The organism is Nostoc sp., from assembly GCF_036917755.1.
GTDB lineage: Bacteria > Cyanobacteriota > Cyanobacteriia > Cyanobacteriales > Nostocaceae > Nostoc.
In genome coordinates this window covers 15854-36731 of record NZ_JBALFC010000102.1, presented here as the reverse complement: position 1 = coordinate 36731, position 20878 = coordinate 15854, and the positions used below count along the sequence as shown (strand labels likewise).

Here is a 20878-nt window from a genome sequence, read left to right as displayed (position 1 = left end):
ATAGTTTAGGACAGTTCACATAAAACTTGTAGCCGACTAACTTCAGACAGCACTTTAAAATGGTAATATAATTAAAAAAATTAAAAAAAATTAGCCGCACAATCGTAGGTTGTATCTTTATGCAGTTAGAAACACAAAAATTATATTACACACCTGAAGAGTATTTAGAAATTGAACAAAAGGCAGAATATAAAAGCGAATACCGTGATGGAGAAATTGTAGCGATGACGGGTGGCACTACAAATCATAATAAAATTGCTTTGAATTTAGCTGCATCCTTAAAAACTACTTTAAAGCGTAAAAATTATGATGTTTATATTGGTGATGTGCGTTTGTGGATACCCCGTTATCGGCAGCATACATATCCCGATGTGATGGTGATTCAGGGACAACCTATTTATACAGGAACCAGCACAACAACGGTTATGAACCCAATGTTAATTGCTGAAGTTTTATCTAAATCGACTAAAAATTATGACCAAGGCGATAAGTTTCTTTATTATCGCTCTATTCCAGAATTCAAGGAATATATTTTAATTGACCAATATCAGTATCATGTGATGCAGTATATAAAAACTGCGGAAAGTCAATGGTCATTCACTGAATTTGAACATGAATCTGCAACTTTATCACTGCAAACGGTTGATTTTAAAATTGAATTGCGCGACCTTTACGAACAAGTCAATTTTGCCGAAAATAACGAAGATTAAAAATTGAAGAAGAATCCAGAATTCAGAATTCAGCAATCTTTCAGTCGGGGATTGTGACCCGCCACTACGAAAGTTGACTACCAAAGTTCTTAACTAAATTTGTGTTTCTTCCTCGGTAAAGATAGGAGGCCACAATTCAGTAATGGGCAATTCCCAACCGGGAAAAAGTTCTGGTATCGTTAAAGTATCGCCATTTTCTAAAACTGTCGGTTCGCCTGTAGAGGGATAAATTGTAACTGTCTATTCATCGGGATCAATCAGAATGCCGACGATCGCCCCTACTTCTATAAATTTCAGAATTTTGGCTACTATAAGTTTAATTTTATCGCTCTGAGATTTAATTTCTACCACCAAGTCAGGCACAAGTTCGCCAAAGTAACGCGGACTTTGGAGAAGTCGGGAAGCGCGAACAAAGGAAACATCGGGTGCTTTGAGGTTTGTATCTGGCATAATGAAACCGCCAGCAGAATCAAACACTCTTCCCCAGCGACGAGGATTTATCCAAGCAAAGAGAAAGGCGATGAGACGACTACTGATTTCGCTGGATACAATATCTGATGGGCCGATAATTGAAATTTTCCCATTTTCGAGTTCCAGCTGGTAATCTAAACCTGCTTCGGTAAAAGCTGTTTGAACTTGCTCTAAATCTCTGACTGTCATCATTGACATAAAAAGCTTTTTCCACTATTATATTGGACTTGATTTTAACACGAGTCAAATTTCCGAAGATTTGACAGCCTGTGGGACTTTCTCTCAAACCTCAGCCACAAGCCCTTTTCTACCAGCGAATCAGAGCAAGAATGAAAACCTCTCCCACATAGGCAGAGGTTTGAGGAGGGGTTCACATTATTAGTCGCGCAGTATCATTTTTTTTACGGGCGATAAATTAGTAATAAAATTATTTTGTTACCAAGATAGTCGGCAAGTCTAATTGAAGGGTTATCCACATACTTGGTTGCTAAGTATGCTGTAAAAATAATAAATGGCAGTCCTGACAATAGGGTAAGCAAAAAAGAAATATTAAAGCTAAAGTAGCTGTTTAAAGATAGAAACAACCAAGAGGAGAAAGAGCCGATTACTAGAAAGTGAATGACATACAAACCATATGAAATTCCGCCAAGAAATTGAAGGAAAGGTAAGTTAAGAAGTTTCTTAAGTTGGTTGCTTGATATTGCCAATAAAAAAAGAGACAATGCCGAAATCATAGGATACCCACCGGCAAAGCCTTTATCATCAGGTAGGTATTTATATATTGTGCTTCCAAGGAAATCTTGATTTACATAATGTGGGTACGATGATAAATAAACAAATAATATTAGCAACAAGTAGCAATATATCTTTGGAAACTTTATTGAGGAAGAGTAAGTTTTCATTATGTCAGCAATTAATAAACCAATCCAAAAACCCTGATAAAGGCTATCTCTAAATAAGATAACTAGTAAGGTAGAAACTAAAATTCTGTACTTAAAACTCCCTAACAATAATAAAAATAGGTACACCATTATCGACCCATATAATTCTTTTTTTATAGTCCATAGTGGTGGATTGTAAATAGTGCCTTTGCTGAAAGATGAAAATGCCAAATCAATAAAAAACGCTTTGAAATTGAAGCTATCCCCCCAAAAATGACTGACCCATGGTTTTGAGCTAGTTAAATCAGAAACTGCAACGTTAAAAAATAGCCCAAAGTGCCACAACAGCGCTCCACAGATAATTGTAAACCAAACAAGACCACCTAATCTTATGGGGCGTTTTATAATTGAAACTAGTATTTTCTGCTTTCGCTGGAGATCCCCTAAATGACTATAACTAAGCACATAGCCACTTAATATAAAAAATAGGCAAACTGCAAAATGCCCAGCAACAATCAATCCAAATGGTGGGTAAAAGAATATATTTTCCCAATCTGCGCGTTGCAGATAACTACCTTGATTTCCAAATACAGTATAAGGGTAAAATACGGCAAGATAATGAACAATAATAACTATCAGTGCTGCAATTCCCCTTAATGAATCAAGATGTACTTGTCGTGATTGTTTCATGTATTTGACTCATAACTAGTATCGGCTCAATAATCAGGGGTAGGCAGTTATTCAGTCAGTCCGTTTTAACGGACTTTAGCTATAAGAAAAGGAACTTCAGTTCTGGGCGGTTTCTATCTAGAACGAAATAACCCTGTCTAAATATGGTTTAGCGTCACTACCATCTTTACCAGCAATGATAATAGCTTTAGATAACTTTGGATGTATCCATTTGCTATGACTTCCCTTTGCCGGTTTATAGGTAAACCCTGATCGCAGTCATAAACTTTTCAGTTCTCTAATTTTCTTGGGCATATACTAATTTGCCTTTTACCCAAGATTATTTAGACATTTCATATAAGTTTATTTTCCCAAATAAGCTTCTAGAACTTTGGGATTACTCTGAATCTCTGCGGGTGTACCGTCGGCTAAATTCTGTCCTTCGGCAAGTACCCAAACCCGATCGCACAAGGACATAATCACATCCATATTGTGTTCAATAATCAGAAAGGTCATCCCGTCTTGACGGTTCCAAGTGATAATGCGATCGCAAATATCATCTATCAATTTCGGATTCACCCCAGCAGCTGGTTCATCCAACAAAATTAACTTGGGATTAGTCATCAGCGCCCGTCCCATTTCTAGCAGCTTGCGTTGTCCACCAGACAAACCACCAGCATAATCGTGTGCTTTTTTTGCCAAACCCACTGATTCTAATAGCAACATTGCTCGCTCTTGGAGTTCCTTTTCTTCTTTAGCGACAACGTGCGGTTGCAACTGCACCTGCCAAAAATTTTCACCAGTTTGTTTTTGCGCCGCCAGCAGCATATTTTCTAACACCGACAACCGCGAGAGAGTCCGTGCAACCTGAAAAGTGCGGATTACTCCCTGTTGGGCGATTTGATACGGTTGCAAGTTGTGAATCGGTTCGCCGTCAAAAATCACTCGTCCCTTATCTGGGCGGATGAAGTTTGAGAGTAAGTTAAATAAAGTAGTTTTACCAGCACCGTTGGGGCCAATCAAGCCTGTGATGCTGCCTTTAGGAACTTCGATTTTCGCCTCATGAACTGCTTTGATACCACCAAAGCTTTTAGAAAGTCCAGTGGCTACCAAAAGGGGAAGTGGCGATGACTGGTTATTTACCAAGAGTGAGTTCCTCCTTTTTCCCTAGAATACCTTGAGGTCGCCAAATCATCAGTACCATCAAAATTAGTCCGATTACCATGATCCGAAATGCACCTAAACGTGCTTCATCAAGGGAAACGATTCTGGGTAAGACTTCCCGCGTCAGCGCATCGTAAGCAAAGAAAATCACCGCGCCTAAGATTGTGCCAACATTATTCCCAGAACCACCTAAAATCACCATAATCCAAGTGTCAAAGGTGATCTGCGGTTGGAAATTATCAGGGTAAATTGCACCCAGTTGCCAAGCCAAGAAAGCACCAGCGATCCCGGCGATCGCACCTCCAAGCATGAGAGATTGTAATTTATACCAAAAGACATTTTTTCCCAGCGCCTTGGGAATTTCTTCATCTTCGCGGATCGCTTTGAGAATTCTACCCCAAGGCGATCGCACCAAAATTTCTAACCGCCAGTATACAAATGCTAAAACCAACAGCAACACCAGCATTAGACCCGCTTTTGGGTTGTAATTATACAGTCCAATCACCCCAGAAATATAAATCGCTGCTGCCAAAACTGCTAATACAATTCCCACACCTAAGCGCGACGCAAATTCTTGTTTGCTAGTTATCCTTTTGCCTAAATCAGTAGTACGAGATTTTTGGGTGGTACGAATCCATCGCCATAAGGTAAAAAAAGTGACGGCAGCTAGTAAGGTCAACAGCCCAATCATCACAAGTTTGACAAACAAATTTGGCTCTGTAGATAGGGGTATGCGATAACTTTGTACGCCAAACGCCCCAGAAATCCAGGTGTCACCTACAGGTAATTCCTGGTTATTTACCACCAAACGAATTAGTTCCCCTGTACCGATGGTGACAATTGCCAGATAATCTTCCCGCAAGCGTAGAGTCGCAAAACCAATTATCAAACCCAACAAGGCGGCGACAATTGCCCCAGCGATTGCCGATATCAGTAGGGGGACGCCCTTTAAACTTAACAATATGGTTGTATATGCTCCGAGAGTCATGAAAGCAATATGACCAAAGTTAATTAACCCGGTAAAGCCCCACTGCAAATTGAGTCCTAGTCCGAATAGAGCGAAAAGTGCTGTAGAAATTGCTAAGAAAATGAGATATTCAACCATGTTTTGGAGTGGGGAGTGGGGAGTAGGGAGAGACGCGATTAATCGCGTCTGTACAGGAGTTAGGAGGGGAGCATCTCAGTCAAAGCAAATATACCAGACGAGAAACAAGATTCTTGCTCCCTCTCCTTACCAAGGAGAGGGTTGGGGTGAGGTTTTACAAGGCTTTTTACACTCATTGAGATGCTCCCGTTAGGAGTTAAGCTCAGAGGTTCAAGCGCCAAGCTCGGAGGTGCGATCGCCAAACTCGGAGGTTCAAGCACCAAGCTCAGAGGTGCGATCGCCAAGCTTAGAGGTTCAAGCACCAAGCTCAGAGGTGCGATCGCCAAGCTTAGAGGTTCAAGCACCAAGCTCAGAGGTGCGATCGCCAAGCTCAGAGGTGCGATCGCCAAGCTTAAAGGTGCAAGCGCCATGTTCTCGGAAACTTGCTAGCTGAATCGAAGCTCTAGGCAATAAATTTTAGCGTAGCTTAAGCGGTGCTAATTTTTTGGGAATACTATTTATTGTTGGTGTTGGGTTGTAGGGAATAATTAACGTATGAATTTGCTGCGACTTAGAATGCATCACTTAATCGAGCAGTTAGCCGATGAGGATTTGCAAGACATTTGGGACGTTCTCGAAGCTTTATATTATGACTTTTATATGCTCAAAGCCATAGAACAAGTTAAGCGATCGCAGCAACCGTGGGATATCTTAACCCATGAAGAAGCGGTAAGACTGTTGATGTTTTTCTGATTTGGCAGTGCTTTTAGTAAGTAAGTGGGTCAAATTAAATATAAAACCTCACCCTGCCTCTACGGTGTACACACAAGTCTTGTCAGGTTGCCCCACAGCCTTTTGATCCCCCCAACCCCCCTTAAAAAGGGGGGCAAAAAATTCTCTCTCAAAGTCCCCCAATTTATCGGGGGATTTAGGGGGATCTTACGATGTTTTGCATAGTGTGTAGAGATGTGTGTACACCGTAGCCTTAAAAAGGGGGGTTGGGGGGATCGACTCAAAACCTACGCAGTATTGGGTTTGATCTTATGTTTAATTACGCCTACCTACTTAGTGCTGTTAGCGGATAGCTGTTGTTTAGTCCGTGCTGAGTGGTAGCCCATAGTTAAAGCTAAGGGATTAGTTAGGAAGAAATTTGTTTATTATTTATTTAGAGCTAAAGCCAGAGGATTTTAGATCCATGTGCTGAATTGTAAGTCTTAGTACTACTTCTTGACTCAGCACTTTCAACTCACCACTCTTTTGGTGTCGTCCCTCAAGTTTTAGTTAGGTAACGCCTAGTGACTCTAGAAATACGCTATGCAAGGTCTTTTTTGCTAGACCTGAAGAATTTAGAACCTGCTGCATACGAGCGGGTGCATGATTTTGTCTTTGTTGAGTTAGCCCAAAAGTGGCAGCTGAGTGATTTAAAAGAACTACGACAGCTTAATAGTGAAGGCATTTTTCACCGCTTCACCCTCGATAATTATCTGATTGGTATAGAAATCAGGGGTGAAATTGTAAAATTTCTGCGTGTCATCCCTATGCCAGATGTTTAACCAGAGGAGTTAAGCGAATACTTAAAACTGTAAACAGTATAAGGCTAGGCAGGGATTGCTATAACCTTACATTAAACTGGTTTTTGAAAAACACTTTATTTGAGATTTCCCTATGGATGCTAGGGCACTTTGGCAACGATACCAAAACTGGTTATATTTCCACGAGGGATTAGGACTGTACTTAGATGTGAGTCGAATACGGTTCGATGATGGCTTCGTGGATTCGTTGCAGCCGAAGTTTGAGAAGGCGTTTGCGGATATGGCTCAACTAGAAAAGGGTGCGATCGCAAATCCCGACGAAAACCGCATGGTTGGACATTACTGGCTGCGAAATCCTGATTTAGCGCCAACTCCAGAACTTACACAAGAAATTGTCCAAACCCTAGAACAAATCGAAGCCTTTGCCGAAAAAGTCCAAACAGGTGCCATTCATCCTCCCAGAGCCAGCCGCTTCACGGATATTATCTCCATTGGAATTGGTGGTTCCGCCCTCGGACCCCAATTCGTCGCCGAAGCCCTCGCTCCAGATTTCCCGCCCCTGAAACTTCACTTTATCGATAACAACGATCCGGCAGGAATCGATCGCGTTCTCAATCATCTGCGAAATAGCCTCAACAGCACTTTGGTATTGGTAATCTCCAAATCTGGGGGAACGCCGGAACCTCGCAACGGCATGATTGAAGTTAAAAAAGCCTACGCTGGACACAATTTAGAATTTGCCCAATATGCGGTAGCGATTACCAGCGTTGATAGCAACCTCGATAAGCTAGCCAAAGATGAAGGCTGGCTGGCCAGATTTCCCATGTATGACTGGGTAGGAGGACGCACCTCAGAAATGTCTGCTGTGGGGCTAGTACCAGCAGCATTGCAAGGCATTGATGTTCGCGCCATCCTAGATGGTGCAAAAGAAATGGATGACGCTACCCGCGTCCCAGATGTGAAAAATAACCCAGCAGCGTTACTCGCTTTGTCTTGGTACTTTGCGGGCAATGGAAAGGGCGAAAAAGATATGGTTGTCCTACCTTACAAGGACAGCTTATTTTTATTCAGTCGCTATTTGCAACAGCTAGTGATGGAATCCTTGGGCAAGGAAAAAGACTTAGACGGTAACGTTGTCCATCAAGGCATTGCCGTTTATGGCAACAAAGGCTCAACAGATCAACACGCTTACGTCCAGCAGTTACGCGAGGGTGTAGCGAATTTCTTTGCTACCTTCATCGAAGTCTTGGAAGATCGTCAGGGGCCATCCACTGAAATAGATCCGGGAGTTACGTCAGGCGATTATCTTTCCGGTTTTCTCCAAGGAACCCGACAAGCGCTTTATGAAAATCATCGTGATTCGATTACAGTCACGATTCCCCAAGTTAATCCCCGAACTGTCGGGGCATTAATTGCTTTGTATGAACGCGCTGTTGGTTTATACGCTAGTTTAGTCAACGTCAACGCCTACCATCAACCAGGGGTAGAAGCTGGCAAAAAAGCTGCCGCCACCATTCTGGATTTGCAAACACGAGTGGTAGCAGTGCTACAAAAAGAAAAAACTCCCCTTTCTCTTGACGAACTCGCTTCTAAGGCAGGCGCATCAGAGCAAGTTGAGGCAATTTACAAGATTTTGCGTCATATCCATGCCAATCAGCGAGGTGTGGTTTTCCAAGGTGATCTTCAGAAACCCGGTAGTTTGACAGTTTCTGCTAGCTGATAGCTCTAGTTTAAATATCACATTTTGTCCCTAATTGTTGTATCAGCAACAATTTTTTATTGTGAAGCATTCTAGATAGAAGAGATATCTTCAGTCTAGGATGCTTCACTGTATAATTCGTAATTCGTAATTACCGAAGAAGAATTCAGAATTCAGAATTCAGAAGCCAGAATCCAGAATAGAATTCTGGCTTCTGAATTCTTCTTCAACTGACTTTAAATGTTGTTACAATCAGGTTAAAACTGTCAATAAACTGGAATATAAATCATGAATATCCAAATTAAACCTGAACTAGAGCAAATTATCCAAGCGCAAATTGCTACAGGTAGATATGCGAATCCCGAAGAAGTGATTAGTAAAGCATTGAAGTTGCTATTAGAGTGGGAAAAGGGTTATCAGCAGTGGGTTGAAGAAACACGTGAAAAAGTTGAGGTTGCTATCGAGCAACTGAATAGAGGGGAAGGTATTGATGGAGAAGTTGTAGTTGAGCAATTGCGAGAAAAACTGCGTCAAGCGAGAGAATTACAAGGATGAAGCAACATATTATCTCTCCAAAAGCCAGTCAGGATTTATCAGAAATTATTGATTACTTTGTCAGGATAAATATTGATGCTGGAGAGTATTTTGTTGAAAAGTTTGATAAAAAGTGTAAATATTTAGCTAATTTCCCCAATATGGGACGCAGCTACGGAAATATTAAACCTGATTTGCGTGGTGTTCCTTTGGATAATTACATTATTCTTTATCGAGTTATAAATAGTGGAATTGAAATTGTCCGTGTAGTTAGTGGTTATCAAAACTTGGAATCTTTATTTGCAGAATCAGATGAGTAAGTTGGTGTATTATCATTGATGTATAAAACACACAGTGTCTAATACAAATAATCGGAGTTTAAAAAGTGTATGTTAACAGAAATACAACAAAAATCTCAGACTTTATACGACCAAGATTATTACCTTTGGCTTAAGACAACCATTAACCAACTTCGCGCTAGGCAATTTTTATCTGTTGATTTAGATAATTTGTTAGAAGAATTAGAAACTATGGGTAGAAGCGAGAAGCGAACAATTAAAAGTTTATTAATTAAGCTTCTTGAATATCTACTAAAACTCAAGTGTTGGGATGAAGAACGAGAACCTAATGAAGGACATTGGAAAGGAGAAATTAGGACTTTTCGCAGAGAGATTAAAAAAGCTCTTAAAGATAGTCCTAGCTTAAAACCTTATATTTTAGAAATATTTGATGAATGTTATCAAGATGCAAGATCAGAAGCAAGCGATCGCTCAAAACTTCCCATCGATACATTCCCTGTTGTACTTCTTGGTTCTTTAGAACAAATTTTAGATGAAAACTGGTTTCCTGAATATAACCACAATCATCACGGTAAAGCCGATTAAAATAGATACTTAACTTGGGCTTCCATAGGAGTTATCCAGCAGTGCAGCCGGATTTAATAGGCTTGGAAATTAGCAAGGGGGAACTGAGACGTTTGACTGGGTTCGATCCAGAAGACGTTTTTCGACCCTCTGTTATGCGAGATAGTAAGAAGCGATTAGGGTTTTTTATCAATGAAATGCTGGTGACGCTGGCGCTAACGCCAATAATTGTTGGCTCTGTTTATGCGTTTATTATTCTGCCAACTATTGGTTCTTCAATTCGACTCGGAATTCTTTTACTAATTTTAGTGCCAATCCCGATATTAGTTGGGCGATCGCTCTGGCGACAATTGACCTGTCCCGAAGGACTGACAATACTTTTAGATGAAGTTGATAAATATCATGACCTGATCCACGCTATAGATATTAATGACCAATTGGCAGCATCAGGAAACGTAGAAAGCAGCATCCATGACCGAGATCAAGTCACCGCCGCCCTGCAACTGATTAGAGAAGATTTAGTCCGCGCTCTGAAAACGGAACGAATTTTGCGAGATAATAAAAAATTGCTTGCTAATAATCAAGAGTTATTTGTGAATAATTTAGCCAGTCTGCAAGCTTTACAACTTAGTAGTCAAGCAGGCGAATATGCTCAACTGCTCAATCAATCATTGCAAATTGCGATCGATGTGCAAGCAGAAATCAGAAAATTGCAGAAAGGCTAAGTAGATGTTTGTAAAGCTTGGGCGAATAGAATTCGCCCAAGCTTTACAAACGTTCGCCCTTGGCGTTCCCGAAGGGTAGACCGCCTGCGCGGACTAAGAAAAAATTAAGATTTCTTAACCCACGGATGTGAGTTTTGCCTGTGTAGACGCGGTTTCTAACCGCCTTTTTAACTTTCCCAGAAAACGATCGCCCCGTTGACTTAAATGAACAAAAAACCCAAAATAATTGTTCTGGATGATGATCCTACGGGTTCTCAAACAGTCCACAGCTGCTTACTGCTAATGCACTGGGATGTGGACACTTTACGCACCGGGTTACAGGATGATTCGCCGATTTTCTTTATACTGACTAACACTAGATCCTTAACGCCAGAGTCAGCCGCATCTGTAACCAGAGAAGTTTGCCAAAACCTGAAAATCGCCTTGAATGCGGAAGGAATTGACGATTTTTTGATTGTCAGCCGTTCTGATTCTACTTTGCGGGGACATTATCCCATTGAAACTGATGCGATCGCTCAAGAACTCGGCCCCTTTGATGCTCATTTTCTCGTACCAGCATTTTTTGAGGGCGGACGCATCACCCGCGACAGCGTACATTACTTAATTATTGGCGGTGTACCCACCCCAGTCCATGAAACCGAATTTGCCCGTGATTCAGTCTTCAGCTACCATCACAGTTACTTACCCAAGTATGTCGAAGAAAAGACTCAAGGACGAATTAGTGCCGAAGCTGTAGAAAGATTTCTCCTGGCCGATATTCGCGCTGGTAGTTTGTCACGCTTGTTACAACTTAATGGTAATCAGTGCGCTGTCGTCGATGGTGAAACTCAATCTGATCTCAACCGCTTTGCAGTAGACATATTAGCAGCAGCCAGTCAAGGGAAACGCTTTCTATTTCGCAGTGCTGCCAGTATTTTAACCGCTTTAGCCGCTTTACCACCCCAACCCATTGCCCCCGAAAACATGGCGCAGTACGTGCGGCAAGGCAAACCAGGTGCGGTAATTGTTGGTTCCCATGTGAAAAAGACTACTCAGCAATTAGAAGCACTGTTGGAAGTAGAAGGAATAGTGGGAATCGAAGTAAATGTAGCGCGATTACTTGATGATGCAAATCAATCTGCTACACTGCTAACTGAAATTGAAGAAAGTACACGGGCGGTACACGCGGCTGGCAAAACACCAGTAGTTTATACTAGCCGTCAGGAACTGAGTTTTAAAGATATTAAGACACGATTGGATTTTGGGGCAAAAGTTTCAAGTTTATTAATGGATATTGTGCGCGGTTTCCCATCTGATATAGGATTCTTAATCAGCAAGGGTGGTATTACCTCTAATGATGTTTTGAGTACTGGACTCGCTTTAACTTCAGCCCGCTTACTCGGTCAAATTTTAGCTGGTTGTTCAATGGTGTTAACGCCATCGGATCATCCCCAGTTTCCTAATTTGCCTGTAGTGCTGTTTCCTGGTAATGTCGGTGATGCTGATGCCTTGGCGACAATTTATCAAAGGTTGACCGTGCCAATTTTAGATTCGAGATTTTAGATTAAAGAATCTTTTGGTTGATGTCGGACTAATGTTCCGCTAGTCCAACACCCCTTGTAGGTGACACAAATCCAAAATCCAAGTTGCGCTGTCAGCGCACCAAAGGTGCGACCCAAAATTTAAAATCTGTTGTCTTTTGGCTAGTACTGCATGACTTCTGATTCTGCGATTCCCAATCTCAAGTCAAATTCTGCACTTCCGAATGCAGAACCAAATTCTATCCTTTCTGAGGTAGAGGTAAATCCGACTGTTTCTGATCTAGAGTCAGATTCTATCCTCCCGGATGCTGAGTTAAAATCTGTCCTCCTTTATTTAAAATCAAATACTGTCCTTGCCGATGTAGAGTCAAATCCTGCTAACCCAGATGTAGAGTCAAATCCTGATGCGACATCAGATTTTATCCTGACTGATTTAAATCCCGATGAGTCAGCATTACCAGCGCATCGCCTCAATGATAATACTCAAGTCCAGTTAAAAAGTAAGGAGGGACGACTGTTATTAATTTTGCCTCCAGAATCTCAAGTATCTGCCTCAGAACTCAGTTGGTCTGATATTTGGCAACAAATAAAACAGCGTCTGAATGCAGGCAATCGCTTCCGTATATCAAATACGCCAGTGCATCTAATGGCACAAGACCGTTTAGTAGATGCCAGACAACTGCAAGAACTTGGCGAAGCTTTGAGTGAAGTCGAACTCCGGCTCATATCTGTCTCTACCAGTCGTCGGCAAACTGCGATCGCGGCGGTGACATCTGGGTATTCTGTAGAACAACTACAGCCCGTAAGTTCTCTGATATCAGAGCCGACAGTTACAGCCATACCCCAGGCAGATGCCCTCTATCTGGAAATGACAGTCCGTTCTGGAGTAGAAATTCGTCATCCTGGGACAGTAATTCTATTGGGAGATTTAAATCCAGGTGGTATTGTAATTGCAGATGGAGATATTATCATCTGGGGTCGTCTACGTGGAATCGCTCATGCTGGAGCTGGAGGTAATAGTGAGTGTCTAATTATGGCCTTGCAAATGGAGCCAACCCAATTGCGGATCGCAGATGCTGTAGCTAGGGCACCAGAAAAATTACCGATGCAATTTTCTCCAGAAGTGGCACATATTACGCCCCAAGGGATTCGCATCGCTAGGGCTAGTGATTTTTCCAGAAACCAATTTACTAAGAACAATTAGCAGCCCTGAATATTTACTTAAAGGATAAGAATACGAAGGATGAAATATAGCGGTTTTCATGTAGATGGAATACACTACTCTAATCCATAACTCCTTTCCCCTAGAGAAGTGTATTGCACACAACCGAGCGTAGGCGCAAAGCGGTGAGGGGGTCGCAGTCTTGGCAGTTCCCGTCGATTGCGTTAGCGACGTTAAGTAGCGTCACCCCCGAACCCGTTGGCGCAGCCACTCCAAGAGTTGGGCTTGTCGTCAGACATCGCGATCAAAAAAATATTCATACCTCACCCGAATCAGGGAGATCAGATATTTCTTCATACTTGCTACGATACTTGATACTTTATACTGCAATTTACTGTTTTATATTTCCTGAACCCTCATTGACCGCATTTCTATCATGACTCGCATTATTGTGATTACCTCCGGTAAAGGAGGAGTGGGTAAAACCACAGTTTCGGCAAATCTGGGCATGGCTTTAGCCAAAATGGGGCGTCAAGTTGCCTTGGTTGATGCGGATTTTGGTCTGAGAAATTTGGATTTGCTGCTAGGGCTAGAAAACCGCATCGTCTATACTGCGGTGGAAGTCTTGGCTAGAGAGTGCCGCTTAGAACAAGCCTTGGTGAAAGATAAGCGCCAACCCAATCTTGTACTCTTGCCAGCAGCCCAAAATCGCTCCAAAGATGCAGTCACATCTGAACAGATGAAGCTATTGGTGAATGCATTAGCCCAAAAGTATCAATATGTAATTATTGATAGCCCCGCCGGTATTGAAAATGGGTTTAAAAATGCGATCGGGCCGGCAAAAGAAGCGCTAATTGTCAGCACGCCAGAAATTTCCTCAGTTCGTGATGCTGACCGGGTAGTAGGGTTACTAGAAGCACAAGGCATTAAGCGTGTTCATTTAATAATTAACCGCATCAGACCCGCAATGGTGAAAGCAAATGATATGATGTCAGTGCAAGATGTTCAGGAACTTCTCGCCATTCCCCTGATCGGGGTAATCCCTGACGACGAGCGTGTTATTGTATCTACCAATCGCGGCGAACCCTTAGTGTTAGCGGAAAATCCCTCTTTAGCTGCCATAGCCTTTGAGAACATTGCTCGTAGATTAGAAGGGGAAAGTGTCGAATTTCTGGAGATCGACTCGTCCCAAGACAGCATCTTCGCCCGTCTACGAAGGTTGTTGTGGACAAAGATTGTTTAACTTATTTTCGAGTCTCCGCCCCAGACCTATTCGTAATGATTGAACTTCTAGAACGACTTTTTTCTCGCGGTGCTGATAGCAGTCGAACTCAGGTGAAACGTCGCCTGCAATTGGTGATTGCTCACGATCGCGCTGACTTAGATCCTCAAACCTTGGAAAAAATGCGGCAAGAAATCTTAGATGTAGTCTGTCGCTATGTCGAAATTGAGACAGAGGGCTTGGAGTTCTCTTTAGAAAGCAACCAACGAACCACAGCTTTAATTGCTAATTTGCCCATCCGCCGGGTGAAAGGTGTCGTACCTGAGTGGGAAAGGGGTGATAAATAAGTCTTTATTAGTTTTAATCTTAGAGGGTATTTTAAAAGCTGATGCTGGTCAAAAACTATACAATTCGCTACAGTTACGGCTTGTTATGAAACATAGTTAATAATGATAACGAGCTTGTAAAAAATTTATTTCATCATCTTTTACAAGATATACAATTCTATGTTCTTGTGTTAATCGGCGAGACCAAGTATTAGGATCTAAATATTTTAAAGGTTCCGGCTTACCTTTCCCCTTAAAAGGATCTCGGCAAGTCTCTTTGACAAGATCCAAAACTTTAAGGGTAACTCGTTGATCATTTTCCACCCAAAATTTTAAGTCTTCTAAAAATTCAGGTTGAAATACTGTTTTTCTTTGCTTTGGAGTTGCTGGAATTTCTTGTTTTGATTGGTTTTTGAGGTTCTTCTTTTTGATCAAATCCTAACTCCTTACTAAGATCATCCAAGCTTTGAGATTTCACAACTCCTGATTTAGCTCGATTTAAAGCTGTTAGCAAACGTTCAGCGTTACGGGGAGAACGTAAAAGATGAGCAGTTTCTAGAATACTAGAAAGTTCATCAACAGCTATTAAAGCTACATTTTCAGCATTACGACGTGTAATGATTACAAAATCGCGTTCTGAAGTAACTTTCTGGCACAGTTCAGCCAGCTTTTCTCGTGCTTGTGTGTAAGTATAACTAGCAGAAACCATAAGTATCAAAAGTTCCGTTTTGACTTGTAAATTGAATTAACTACATTCTCGCTTAACCTGTACACAAAGTCTGTACAGGTTGATGCTTTTATCGTAACATAACAGATTTATGCTACGCCAAAAAAATCTCCCGTTGTCAGCAGTGACGACAACGGGAGTATGTAAGATTTTTTATAATCTATCGGTAGGCTACTTGTGGGCCTGCCCAAATTTCTGTAACCTTTTTACCAAAGGTAATCGGCTGATCATCGTCTGTTGTCGTTACAGTCTTGCCATCATTAGCAACTTGCATTAATGGCCAGTTTTCCTCGCCCAATTCACCGGCACGAAATAGCACATGATCCGGTTGGCTTTTACTCCAACCTAACAATACGGCAATTTGATCATGATCTTCCTCATGAGCAGGAGTAACTGTGTTAGCGTGATTTTTTTGCCGATCCCAAATTACTGCACTATCTGTGGAATCACCTGTGTTAAATATACCTTCAAACTTGCGTGCTAAGAAGCGATCGCCTTTTTCCGACCAGCTAACTGGAACTAATACCCCAATCTGACCGTTCGTATCAGTTTGTTCTGACGACACCGCCTTTACAGCCTTTACCTTTAATAAAGGATCGCTAACAGCAGCAGTTGAAGCCATCACCCACAACTTTTTGGTTTGCATATCTTGAACAAACATAACGCTGGTGACACGGCTATTGTACATTTGCGGTTTTACTTCTAGTTGCACCCGGCTATAAACAGCATATTTACCATCTGGAGAAACCACGGGTATGCTGCGGTAGTGACGCACTCCCGAACCACCCTTGGAACCAATAGCTTCTTGAGTCGCTGTGATCCATTTCCAAGGAATAGGATGAGGACTGCCTATGGGATCTATTTGTTCTGCTTGGGGTTGATCATCTGGTTCAGCAGCAGGTATTTCCGTCGTTGTGCTTGGTTGTGATTCTCTAAGAGTTGGTACTACTTGAGTTGCTGTCAATGATTCATTAAAAGACTTTTCTCTCGAAACAGAGTTTTCTTGTGCTTTCAAAGACTTGATATTAGCAGCTTTAAGTTTTCGGATTAAATTAAGTTGACTAACAGGAACCTCTGTTAATGGTGCAAGTTCAACTGCTGCCAAAGGATCAGAAACAGTTAAATCGCTCTTTGATACAGAACTATCTGCTTGATCCAAAGACTCAATTTTATCCGGTGGTAATACTTGCGGTTTCTGGACAGCAGTATTTTGTATTGGCACAGAGTCAAATTCTTTTGTTAAGGAGTTGATTTGATCTGTTTTTAATATTTCAGCTATCTCAGGTTGCCCAACTACAGCTATTTCCTTTGATACAGAGTCAGACTCTCCAGTTATAGAAGTTACCTTAGCTACTTCGGATCTGACTGGGATTGAGTGACCCGATGCTCCTAACAAGGGTGCGATAAGTATCACAACGACAACATAATTGAAAAATGGTTGCGTGCGGAACCATCCTGACAGCAAAAGGGGTTTAAGCATTTGTAGACTCTCTAGAAGTGGTGGTCGCTATGTGTGAAGCAATACCTATGCAGCAATGGGGCAGCCAGTAATTATATGTATAACAAAAAATTAAAAGCAATGACTAGATATTTTCTTCAAAGTTTGCAGAGTTTTACAAAAATTAAGTATCATTGTCTACAGCTTTTATTATTCAAGTACTGAATGTTTGGTTGCAAAAATAGTATAGTAAGTATGCTGATAACTCAGTAATTACTACACATATAATGTTGTTTCTACTATACCCAACCACACCAAAAAACAGGTATTAGTCGAGGGATATTCAAGGTATAGTTTGGGCTAATAAAGCTGGTAACTAAGAGTGAGATGACTTAGTTGTTGGGGATCGTACTAGCGATCGCTAGTACGCAGCAAACAAGTCATGTTACACACTCAATATAACAGTGCAAACCCCGATAACGGTAAATGTGAGGCGTTACGTGAATAAGCTCTTAAAGCGGACGGATAATAAAATCATACTCAGAAAATACTGTTGTCAGCAACCCAAAGTTATAAATTGCAATCTCAACTACAAAAATAGCTAGAAGATGCAATCGTGCTTTAGAAACCTAACTGCATTTAACGCCAATTTAGGGGAAATGATCGGGAACACAACAAAATTTACTCGGTAGATGCTCTAGCGGCTCGTGACGAAATACCACTAAACGATTAGGCTTTCCTTAGGCAGATGCAGTTGATCCTAGCTGTTACACTTGTCAAATTAACTATTAAGTTAATCAAGCAGCCTTTGGTTTCACCAATACGAAAATATTGTACCACCAAACAGCCGATATTATTTACAAAAAACTTTGCTTTGCAACTGCCGTGCAGAATGTAAGAGGCTGCTAAATCCTGGCTTGGTGAATTCTATTTCGATATGCAACTTAGATGTTGTCAGTTATCAGGGGCGCACCTACCATTAATTAATGACTAACAACTAACAACTATTTATTAATGAAAATTGTATTCTTTGGTACACCACAGTTTGCTGTACCCACGTTGGAAAAGTTATTGAATCATTCAGAATTTGAGGTGTTGGCAGTTGTGACTCAACCAGATAAACGCCGGGAACGCGGAAATAAACTTACGCCTTCACCAGTAAAAGCGATCGCAACTGCTCACAACTTACCAGTATGGCAACCCGAACGGGTGAAAAAAGACGCTGAAACTTTAACCCAACTCAAACAATTAGATGCAGATGTATTTGTTGTTGTCGCCTATGGACAGATTTTATCGTCAAAAATCCTAAATATGCCAAAGTTAGCCTGCATTAATGTGCATGGCTCGATTTTACCCAAATATCGCGGTGCAGCGCCGATTCAGTGGTGTTTGTATAACGGTGAGAAGGAAACGGGGATCACGACTATGTTAATGGATGTGGGGATGGATACCGGGGCAATGCTAGAAATAGCCACTACACCGATTGGATTACTGGATAATGCCCAAGATTTAGCCGACAGACTAGCTGCGATCGGTGGGGATTTGTTGGTGGAAACTCTCTTGAAGTTGTCACGCCAGGAAATTCAACCAATCCCCCAAGATAATTTAGCAGCTACTTATGCACCTCTGATTCAAAAACAAGATTATGGTTTAGATTGGTCAAAAAGCGCTATCCAATTACACAATCAAATCAGAGGCTTTTACCCTAACTGCACGGCTACCTTTCGTAACAACCTGCTGAAAATCACTGCTTCTGCTCCCCTTGCTTCTGTAGGCGATCGCAATCTCCCATCAGAATTACAAGAATTACTGCATAAATTGCCTGATTTGTCAAATATATCAGACAAACCCGGAGAGGTAGTGAGCATTGTTAAAGGAATTGGCGCGATCGTCCAAACTGGGGAAGGTTTGTTGCTGTTGCGAGAGGTTCAGCTAGCTGGTAAACGTCCCCAGTCGGGATGGGATTTTGTTAATGGTACCCGCTTAACTGTGGGAGAAGTTTTTGGTGCGGGGAGTTGAGGGGGATGAGGGGGATGAGGGGGATGAGGGAGAATAACTTTTAACAGACGCGATTAATCGCGTCTCTCCTAACTCCTGTACAGACGCGATTAATCGCGTCTCTCCTAAGACTTTTCATAAAATCGGCAAGATTTGCAAGGGCCATCTGGGTTAACTGCACAGCGAATAATTTCTGAATGAGCATTGTAGCAGCAGGTGGCATCACCGATTACCCAACGTCCCCCAACCAAACTTTTCTCAGATGGTCGTTTTGCAGACTGCACGTAAATAGCAATATTATGCAAACGGTAACGTCCGGCTTTAAGTTGGTATCTATGGCGGCGCTCTAAAACCGCGTAGGTTTTACCTTCAAAATCGAGATAGTTTCCGGGTTGGGGTGTCCAATCAAGTTGAACTCTGCCGAGAGACTCACGCGGATGCGTCAGAATCACCTCGGTTTGTAAAGAGTCTGGCTCCATAAGCTGATGTAATTTGATTTACGTTATAAGGATGGTATCGTAATAGCTTTCTTTAGCTTACCGAATTTAGATTACAATTATTGACAATGCCCTGCGCCCCTACGAATTACGGCAACCAAAAGTCAGGGAGGATAGATTTGCCCAAGTCGCGCCAGGTTTGGTTGAGCGATCGCGCCACTTGTATATGCACTTCATCCTCTTCTACAGCTAAAATCTCAGATGGCTGACCTTCTCCCAAATAAGACACCACCAAATTCGCCGCCTCCAAACCAGTAACATAAGCCTTTTCCTGTGACCAGGAACCATGACGGTTCACAATCCAATCCCCACTCATAAACACATTCTCAAAACTTGTCTTAGCGGGCAACATATAACGATAGCTACCAGGTGCAAAATGAGTCACCGCCTGATGTAGCCGAATTACACTACTATCAATGATCTTTGCCTCTCGAAACGCTGGCACACAAGTTGCTAAATAACCCTGAACTATGGGTAAAATCTCCTCATCACTCAAACCCAGAAACTGATTCGCATGATAAAAATCAGCTTCAATTACCGTTCCCGGCTCATCCCGATATTCATCATGTAGAGCATTCAAATCAAAAAATGTCCAACCTGTAGTTGCATCGAATCCAAAGCAAGCATTGGAAGGACGAGGAATATCAATTTTGCGGTCAAACCATAGTCGCGTTGCTAAAACATCAATTGCTCCTAAATTGCTCAAATTACGGAATTCTTCACGGTTTTGTAAACTAGGGCTAGTTGAGACAATTTTCTTCATCCCCGTGATCCCAACCGCAAAAATCACGGCATCTGCTTCAATTACTTCATCACCGCAAACTACACCCTTGGCTCGATGATTACTATCAACAATTAAGTCTGTAACCCGTCGTTTGGGCAATACTCGCACACCAGCTTTTTCAATACGTTCCACCCAAGGACGAAATATCTTTTCACCAACAGTTCCCCGACACCAAACTACATCAAAATCCGGTTGATGAGCCAGAATAAAAAAGTAAAGCATTCCTAAAGTTGCTGCGGCTGAACATTGTTCACCAGGGGCAAATAAGCCCACTAATAACATTGGTTCAAAAGCCTCGCGGTAAAGTCGTGCAGAAACGTTAAATTCTTTGAACAATTCACGGGCAGTTACAAAATCATAGCGCCGCCAAGCTGCATCAGAATTGTCAAAATCAACAACTGCATAAAGTAAAGGCAGAGCGCTGAGACGATCAATTAGTGGCAGCCGCTTAAACTGAGTATAGAGAAAAGTTCCCAGTGGCGAGGGGAGTCGCGGTAAGTCTTGAAAAATCGGTGATTCAACTTCCAAACCTGCTGGCGAATATTGCGAAGAACGAGTCCAAGTAGTAAAAGGATTAATTTCTAATTCATTGATTAGGGAAAAAATATTTTTGTAAGGATACCAGAAGCCATGAATGCCAGCTTCAACAGATTTTCCGGCGGCTGTTTGCCAACCTGCCACCAATCCACCAGGATAGGGGCCTGCTTCTAGAAGTGTCACATCATAGCCTTGCTTTGCCAAATGGTAGGTTGCTCCTAAACCAGCCCAACCAGCACCTACAACTACCACCCGTTTTCGTTGTAACCCTTCTACCATCACAGCCTCCAATTGTTGCAGTCCATCAACTAATGTATACGAACTTGCCGCTCTGA

23 protein-coding genes and 1 pseudogene are annotated in these 20878 nt (G+C 41.9%); 13 read left to right on the top strand and 11 right to left on the bottom strand.

Annotation, left to right across the window (positions count from 1 at the left end; all coding sequences use genetic code 11):
• Positions 1–119: 119 nt before the first annotated feature.
• On the top strand, positions 120–710 hold the full coding sequence (locus V7L05_RS21555) for a Uma2 family endonuclease (protein ID WP_335166968.1): 591 nt from the start codon (positions 120–122) through the stop codon (positions 708–710).
• Between the two features lie 93 nt (positions 711–803).
• On the opposite strand, the pseudogene V7L05_RS21550 reads toward V7L05_RS21555, so the two are convergent.
• The 6 genes and pseudogenes from V7L05_RS21550 to V7L05_RS21525 form a co-directional block, all read right to left on the bottom strand.
• A pseudogene (locus V7L05_RS21550) lies at positions 804–1379 on the bottom strand (Uma2 family endonuclease).
• Positions 1380–1582: 203 nt separating this feature from the next.
• Positions 1583–2752, bottom strand: a complete 1170-nt coding sequence (locus tag V7L05_RS21545) for an acyltransferase family protein (protein WP_335166966.1) — start codon at positions 2750–2752, stop codon at positions 1583–1585.
• 117 nt (positions 2753–2869) lie between these two features.
• Entirely contained in the window at positions 2870–3010 is a 141-nt protein-coding gene (locus V7L05_RS21540) for a type II toxin-antitoxin system HicA family toxin (protein ID WP_335167085.1), read from the bottom strand.
• An 84-nt stretch (positions 3011–3094) separates the two neighbouring features.
• Positions 3095–3877 carry an ABC transporter ATP-binding protein gene (locus tag V7L05_RS21535; protein WP_335166965.1) on the bottom strand — a complete coding sequence of 261 codons (783 nt, stop codon included), beginning with the start codon at positions 3875–3877 and terminating at the stop codon, positions 3095–3097.
• Positions 3867–5000 (bottom strand): branched-chain amino acid ABC transporter permease, encoded by a 1134-nt coding sequence (locus tag V7L05_RS21530; RefSeq protein WP_335166964.1) that lies wholly within the window; start codon positions 4998–5000, stop codon positions 3867–3869. Before V7L05_RS21530 ends, V7L05_RS21535 begins: the two co-directional genes overlap by 11 nt.
• Before the next feature lie 59 nt (positions 5001–5059).
• The gene (locus tag V7L05_RS21525) at positions 5060–5410 is read right to left on the bottom strand and encodes a hypothetical protein (RefSeq protein WP_335166962.1); all 351 of its coding nucleotides are present in this window, start codon (positions 5408–5410) and stop codon (positions 5060–5062) included.
• A 124-nt stretch (positions 5411–5534) separates the two neighbouring features.
• On the opposite strand from V7L05_RS21525, the gene V7L05_RS21520 reads away from it, so the two are divergent.
• The 11 genes from V7L05_RS21520 (at position 5535) to minE (ending at position 14583) form a co-directional block, all read left to right on the top strand.
• Positions 5535–5732, top strand: coding sequence for a hypothetical protein (locus V7L05_RS21520; protein ID WP_335166960.1), 198 nt, complete (start codon positions 5535–5537; stop codon positions 5730–5732).
• A 542-nt stretch (positions 5733–6274) separates the two neighbouring features.
• Entirely contained in the window at positions 6275–6532 is a 258-nt protein-coding gene (locus V7L05_RS21515) for a cytotoxic translational repressor of toxin-antitoxin stability system (protein WP_334946187.1), read from the top strand.
• A 112-nt stretch (positions 6533–6644) separates the two neighbouring features.
• Complete coding sequence (locus V7L05_RS21510) at positions 6645–8231, top strand: glucose-6-phosphate isomerase (RefSeq protein WP_335166958.1); 1587 nt, start codon at positions 6645–6647, stop codon at positions 8229–8231.
• Positions 8232–8498: 267 nt separating this feature from the next.
• Positions 8499–8765, top strand: coding sequence for a ribbon-helix-helix domain-containing protein (locus tag V7L05_RS21505; protein ID WP_335166956.1), 267 nt, complete (start codon positions 8499–8501; stop codon positions 8763–8765).
• Positions 8762–9064, top strand: coding sequence for a type II toxin-antitoxin system RelE/ParE family toxin (locus V7L05_RS21500; RefSeq protein ID WP_335166954.1), 303 nt, complete (start codon positions 8762–8764; stop codon positions 9062–9064). The genes V7L05_RS21505 and V7L05_RS21500 overlap by 4 nt, the downstream gene beginning before the upstream one ends.
• Before the next feature lie 69 nt (positions 9065–9133).
• A complete protein-coding gene (locus V7L05_RS21495) occupies positions 9134–9628 on the top strand; it encodes a DUF29 domain-containing protein (RefSeq protein ID WP_335166952.1) in 495 nt (164 codons plus the stop codon).
• 41 nt (positions 9629–9669) lie between these two features.
• Positions 9670–10332: a hypothetical protein gene (locus V7L05_RS21490; protein ID WP_335166951.1), complete on the top strand. Its 663-nt coding sequence runs from the start codon at positions 9670–9672 to the stop codon at positions 10330–10332.
• A 204-nt stretch (positions 10333–10536) separates the two neighbouring features.
• Entirely contained in the window at positions 10537–11874 is a 1338-nt protein-coding gene (locus V7L05_RS21485) for a four-carbon acid sugar kinase family protein (RefSeq protein WP_335166949.1), read from the top strand.
• A gap of 150 nt (positions 11875–12024) precedes the next feature.
• On the top strand, positions 12025–13056 hold the full coding sequence (gene minC, locus V7L05_RS21480) for a septum site-determining protein MinC (RefSeq protein ID WP_335166948.1): 1032 nt from the start codon (positions 12025–12027) through the stop codon (positions 13054–13056).
• A gap of 394 nt (positions 13057–13450) precedes the next feature.
• Entirely contained in the window at positions 13451–14257 is an 807-nt protein-coding gene (gene minD / locus V7L05_RS21475; protein ID WP_335166947.1) for a septum site-determining protein MinD, read from the top strand.
• A 35-nt stretch (positions 14258–14292) separates the two neighbouring features.
• Entirely contained in the window at positions 14293–14583 is a 291-nt protein-coding gene (gene minE, locus V7L05_RS21470; protein WP_335166945.1) for a cell division topological specificity factor MinE, read from the top strand.
• 96 nt (positions 14584–14679) lie between these two features.
• On the opposite strand, the gene V7L05_RS21465 is transcribed toward minE, so the two are convergent.
• The 3 genes from V7L05_RS21465 to V7L05_RS21455 all read right to left on the bottom strand — a co-directional run bounded on the left by V7L05_RS21465 (position 14680) and on the right by V7L05_RS21455 (position 16769).
• Entirely contained in the window at positions 14680–14886 is a 207-nt protein-coding gene (locus tag V7L05_RS21465; RefSeq protein ID WP_334786279.1) for a Txe/YoeB family addiction module toxin, read from the bottom strand.
• A gap of 25 nt (positions 14887–14911) precedes the next feature.
• A complete protein-coding gene (locus tag V7L05_RS21460; RefSeq protein ID WP_335166942.1) occupies positions 14912–15271 on the bottom strand; it encodes a type II toxin-antitoxin system Phd/YefM family antitoxin in 360 nt (119 codons plus the stop codon).
• Between the two features lie 178 nt (positions 15272–15449).
• Positions 15450–16769 (bottom strand): hypothetical protein, encoded by a 1320-nt coding sequence (locus V7L05_RS21455; RefSeq protein WP_335166940.1) that lies wholly within the window; start codon positions 16767–16769, stop codon positions 15450–15452.
• Between the two features lie 972 nt (positions 16770–17741).
• On the opposite strand from V7L05_RS21455, the gene fmt reads away from it, so the two are divergent.
• Positions 17742–18746 (top strand): methionyl-tRNA formyltransferase, encoded by a 1005-nt coding sequence (gene fmt, locus V7L05_RS21450; protein ID WP_335166938.1) that lies wholly within the window; start codon positions 17742–17744, stop codon positions 18744–18746.
• 104 nt (positions 18747–18850) lie between these two features.
• Here the strand turns inward: fmt and V7L05_RS21445 are convergent, their stop codons facing one another.
• Together V7L05_RS21445 and V7L05_RS21440 are read right to left on the bottom strand one after the other, a co-directional pair.
• On the bottom strand, positions 18851–19204 hold the full coding sequence (locus V7L05_RS21445; protein WP_335166936.1) for a DUF6464 family protein: 354 nt from the start codon (positions 19202–19204) through the stop codon (positions 18851–18853).
• A gap of 106 nt (positions 19205–19310) precedes the next feature.
• Positions 19311–20822, bottom strand: a complete 1512-nt coding sequence (locus V7L05_RS21440; RefSeq protein ID WP_335166934.1) for a hydroxysqualene dehydroxylase — start codon at positions 20820–20822, stop codon at positions 19311–19313.
• Positions 20823–20878 lie beyond the last annotated feature (56 nt).

Excerpts from the sequence above, each read along its gene's own strand:
- V7L05_RS21440 (WP_335166934.1), bottom strand. The coding sequence starts at position 20,822 with ATGGTAGAAGGGTTACAACGAAAACGGGTGGTAGTTGTAGGTGCTGGT.
- V7L05_RS21495 (WP_335166952.1), top strand. The coding sequence starts at position 9,134 with ATGTTAACAGAAATACAACAAAAATCTCAGACTTTATACGACCAAGAT.
- V7L05_RS21500 (WP_335166954.1), top strand. The coding sequence starts at position 8,762 with ATGAAGCAACATATTATCTCTCCAAAAGCCAGTCAGGATTTATCAGAA.
- V7L05_RS21455 (WP_335166940.1), bottom strand. The coding sequence starts at position 16,769 with ATGCTTAAACCCCTTTTGCTGTCAGGATGGTTCCGCACGCAACCATTT.
- V7L05_RS21530 (WP_335166964.1), bottom strand. The coding sequence starts at position 5,000 with ATGGTTGAATATCTCATTTTCTTAGCAATTTCTACAGCACTTTTCGCT.
- V7L05_RS21485 (WP_335166949.1), top strand. The coding sequence starts at position 10,537 with ATGAACAAAAAACCCAAAATAATTGTTCTGGATGATGATCCTACGGGT.
- V7L05_RS21520 (WP_335166960.1), top strand. The coding sequence starts at position 5,535 with ATGAATTTGCTGCGACTTAGAATGCATCACTTAATCGAGCAGTTAGCC.
- V7L05_RS21460 (WP_335166942.1), bottom strand. The coding sequence starts at position 15,271 with ATGGTTTCTGCTAGTTATACTTACACACAAGCACGAGAAAAGCTGGCT.
- minE (WP_335166945.1), top strand. The coding sequence starts at position 14,293 with ATGATTGAACTTCTAGAACGACTTTTTTCTCGCGGTGCTGATAGCAGT.
- fmt (WP_335166938.1), top strand. The coding sequence starts at position 17,742 with ATGAAAATTGTATTCTTTGGTACACCACAGTTTGCTGTACCCACGTTG.
- V7L05_RS21445 (WP_335166936.1), bottom strand. The coding sequence starts at position 19,204 with ATGGAGCCAGACTCTTTACAAACCGAGGTGATTCTGACGCATCCGCGT.
- minC (WP_335166948.1), top strand. The coding sequence starts at position 12,025 with ATGACTTCTGATTCTGCGATTCCCAATCTCAAGTCAAATTCTGCACTT.
- V7L05_RS21545 (WP_335166966.1), bottom strand. The coding sequence starts at position 2,752 with ATGAAACAATCACGACAAGTACATCTTGATTCATTAAGGGGAATTGCA.
- minD (WP_335166947.1), top strand. The coding sequence starts at position 13,451 with ATGACTCGCATTATTGTGATTACCTCCGGTAAAGGAGGAGTGGGTAAA.
- V7L05_RS21555 (WP_335166968.1), top strand. The coding sequence starts at position 120 with ATGCAGTTAGAAACACAAAAATTATATTACACACCTGAAGAGTATTTA.
- V7L05_RS21505 (WP_335166956.1), top strand. The coding sequence starts at position 8,499 with ATGAATATCCAAATTAAACCTGAACTAGAGCAAATTATCCAAGCGCAA.
- V7L05_RS21525 (WP_335166962.1), bottom strand. The coding sequence starts at position 5,410 with ATGGCGCTTGCACCTTTAAGCTTGGCGATCGCACCTCTGAGCTTGGCG.
- V7L05_RS21510 (WP_335166958.1), top strand. The coding sequence starts at position 6,645 with ATGGATGCTAGGGCACTTTGGCAACGATACCAAAACTGGTTATATTTC.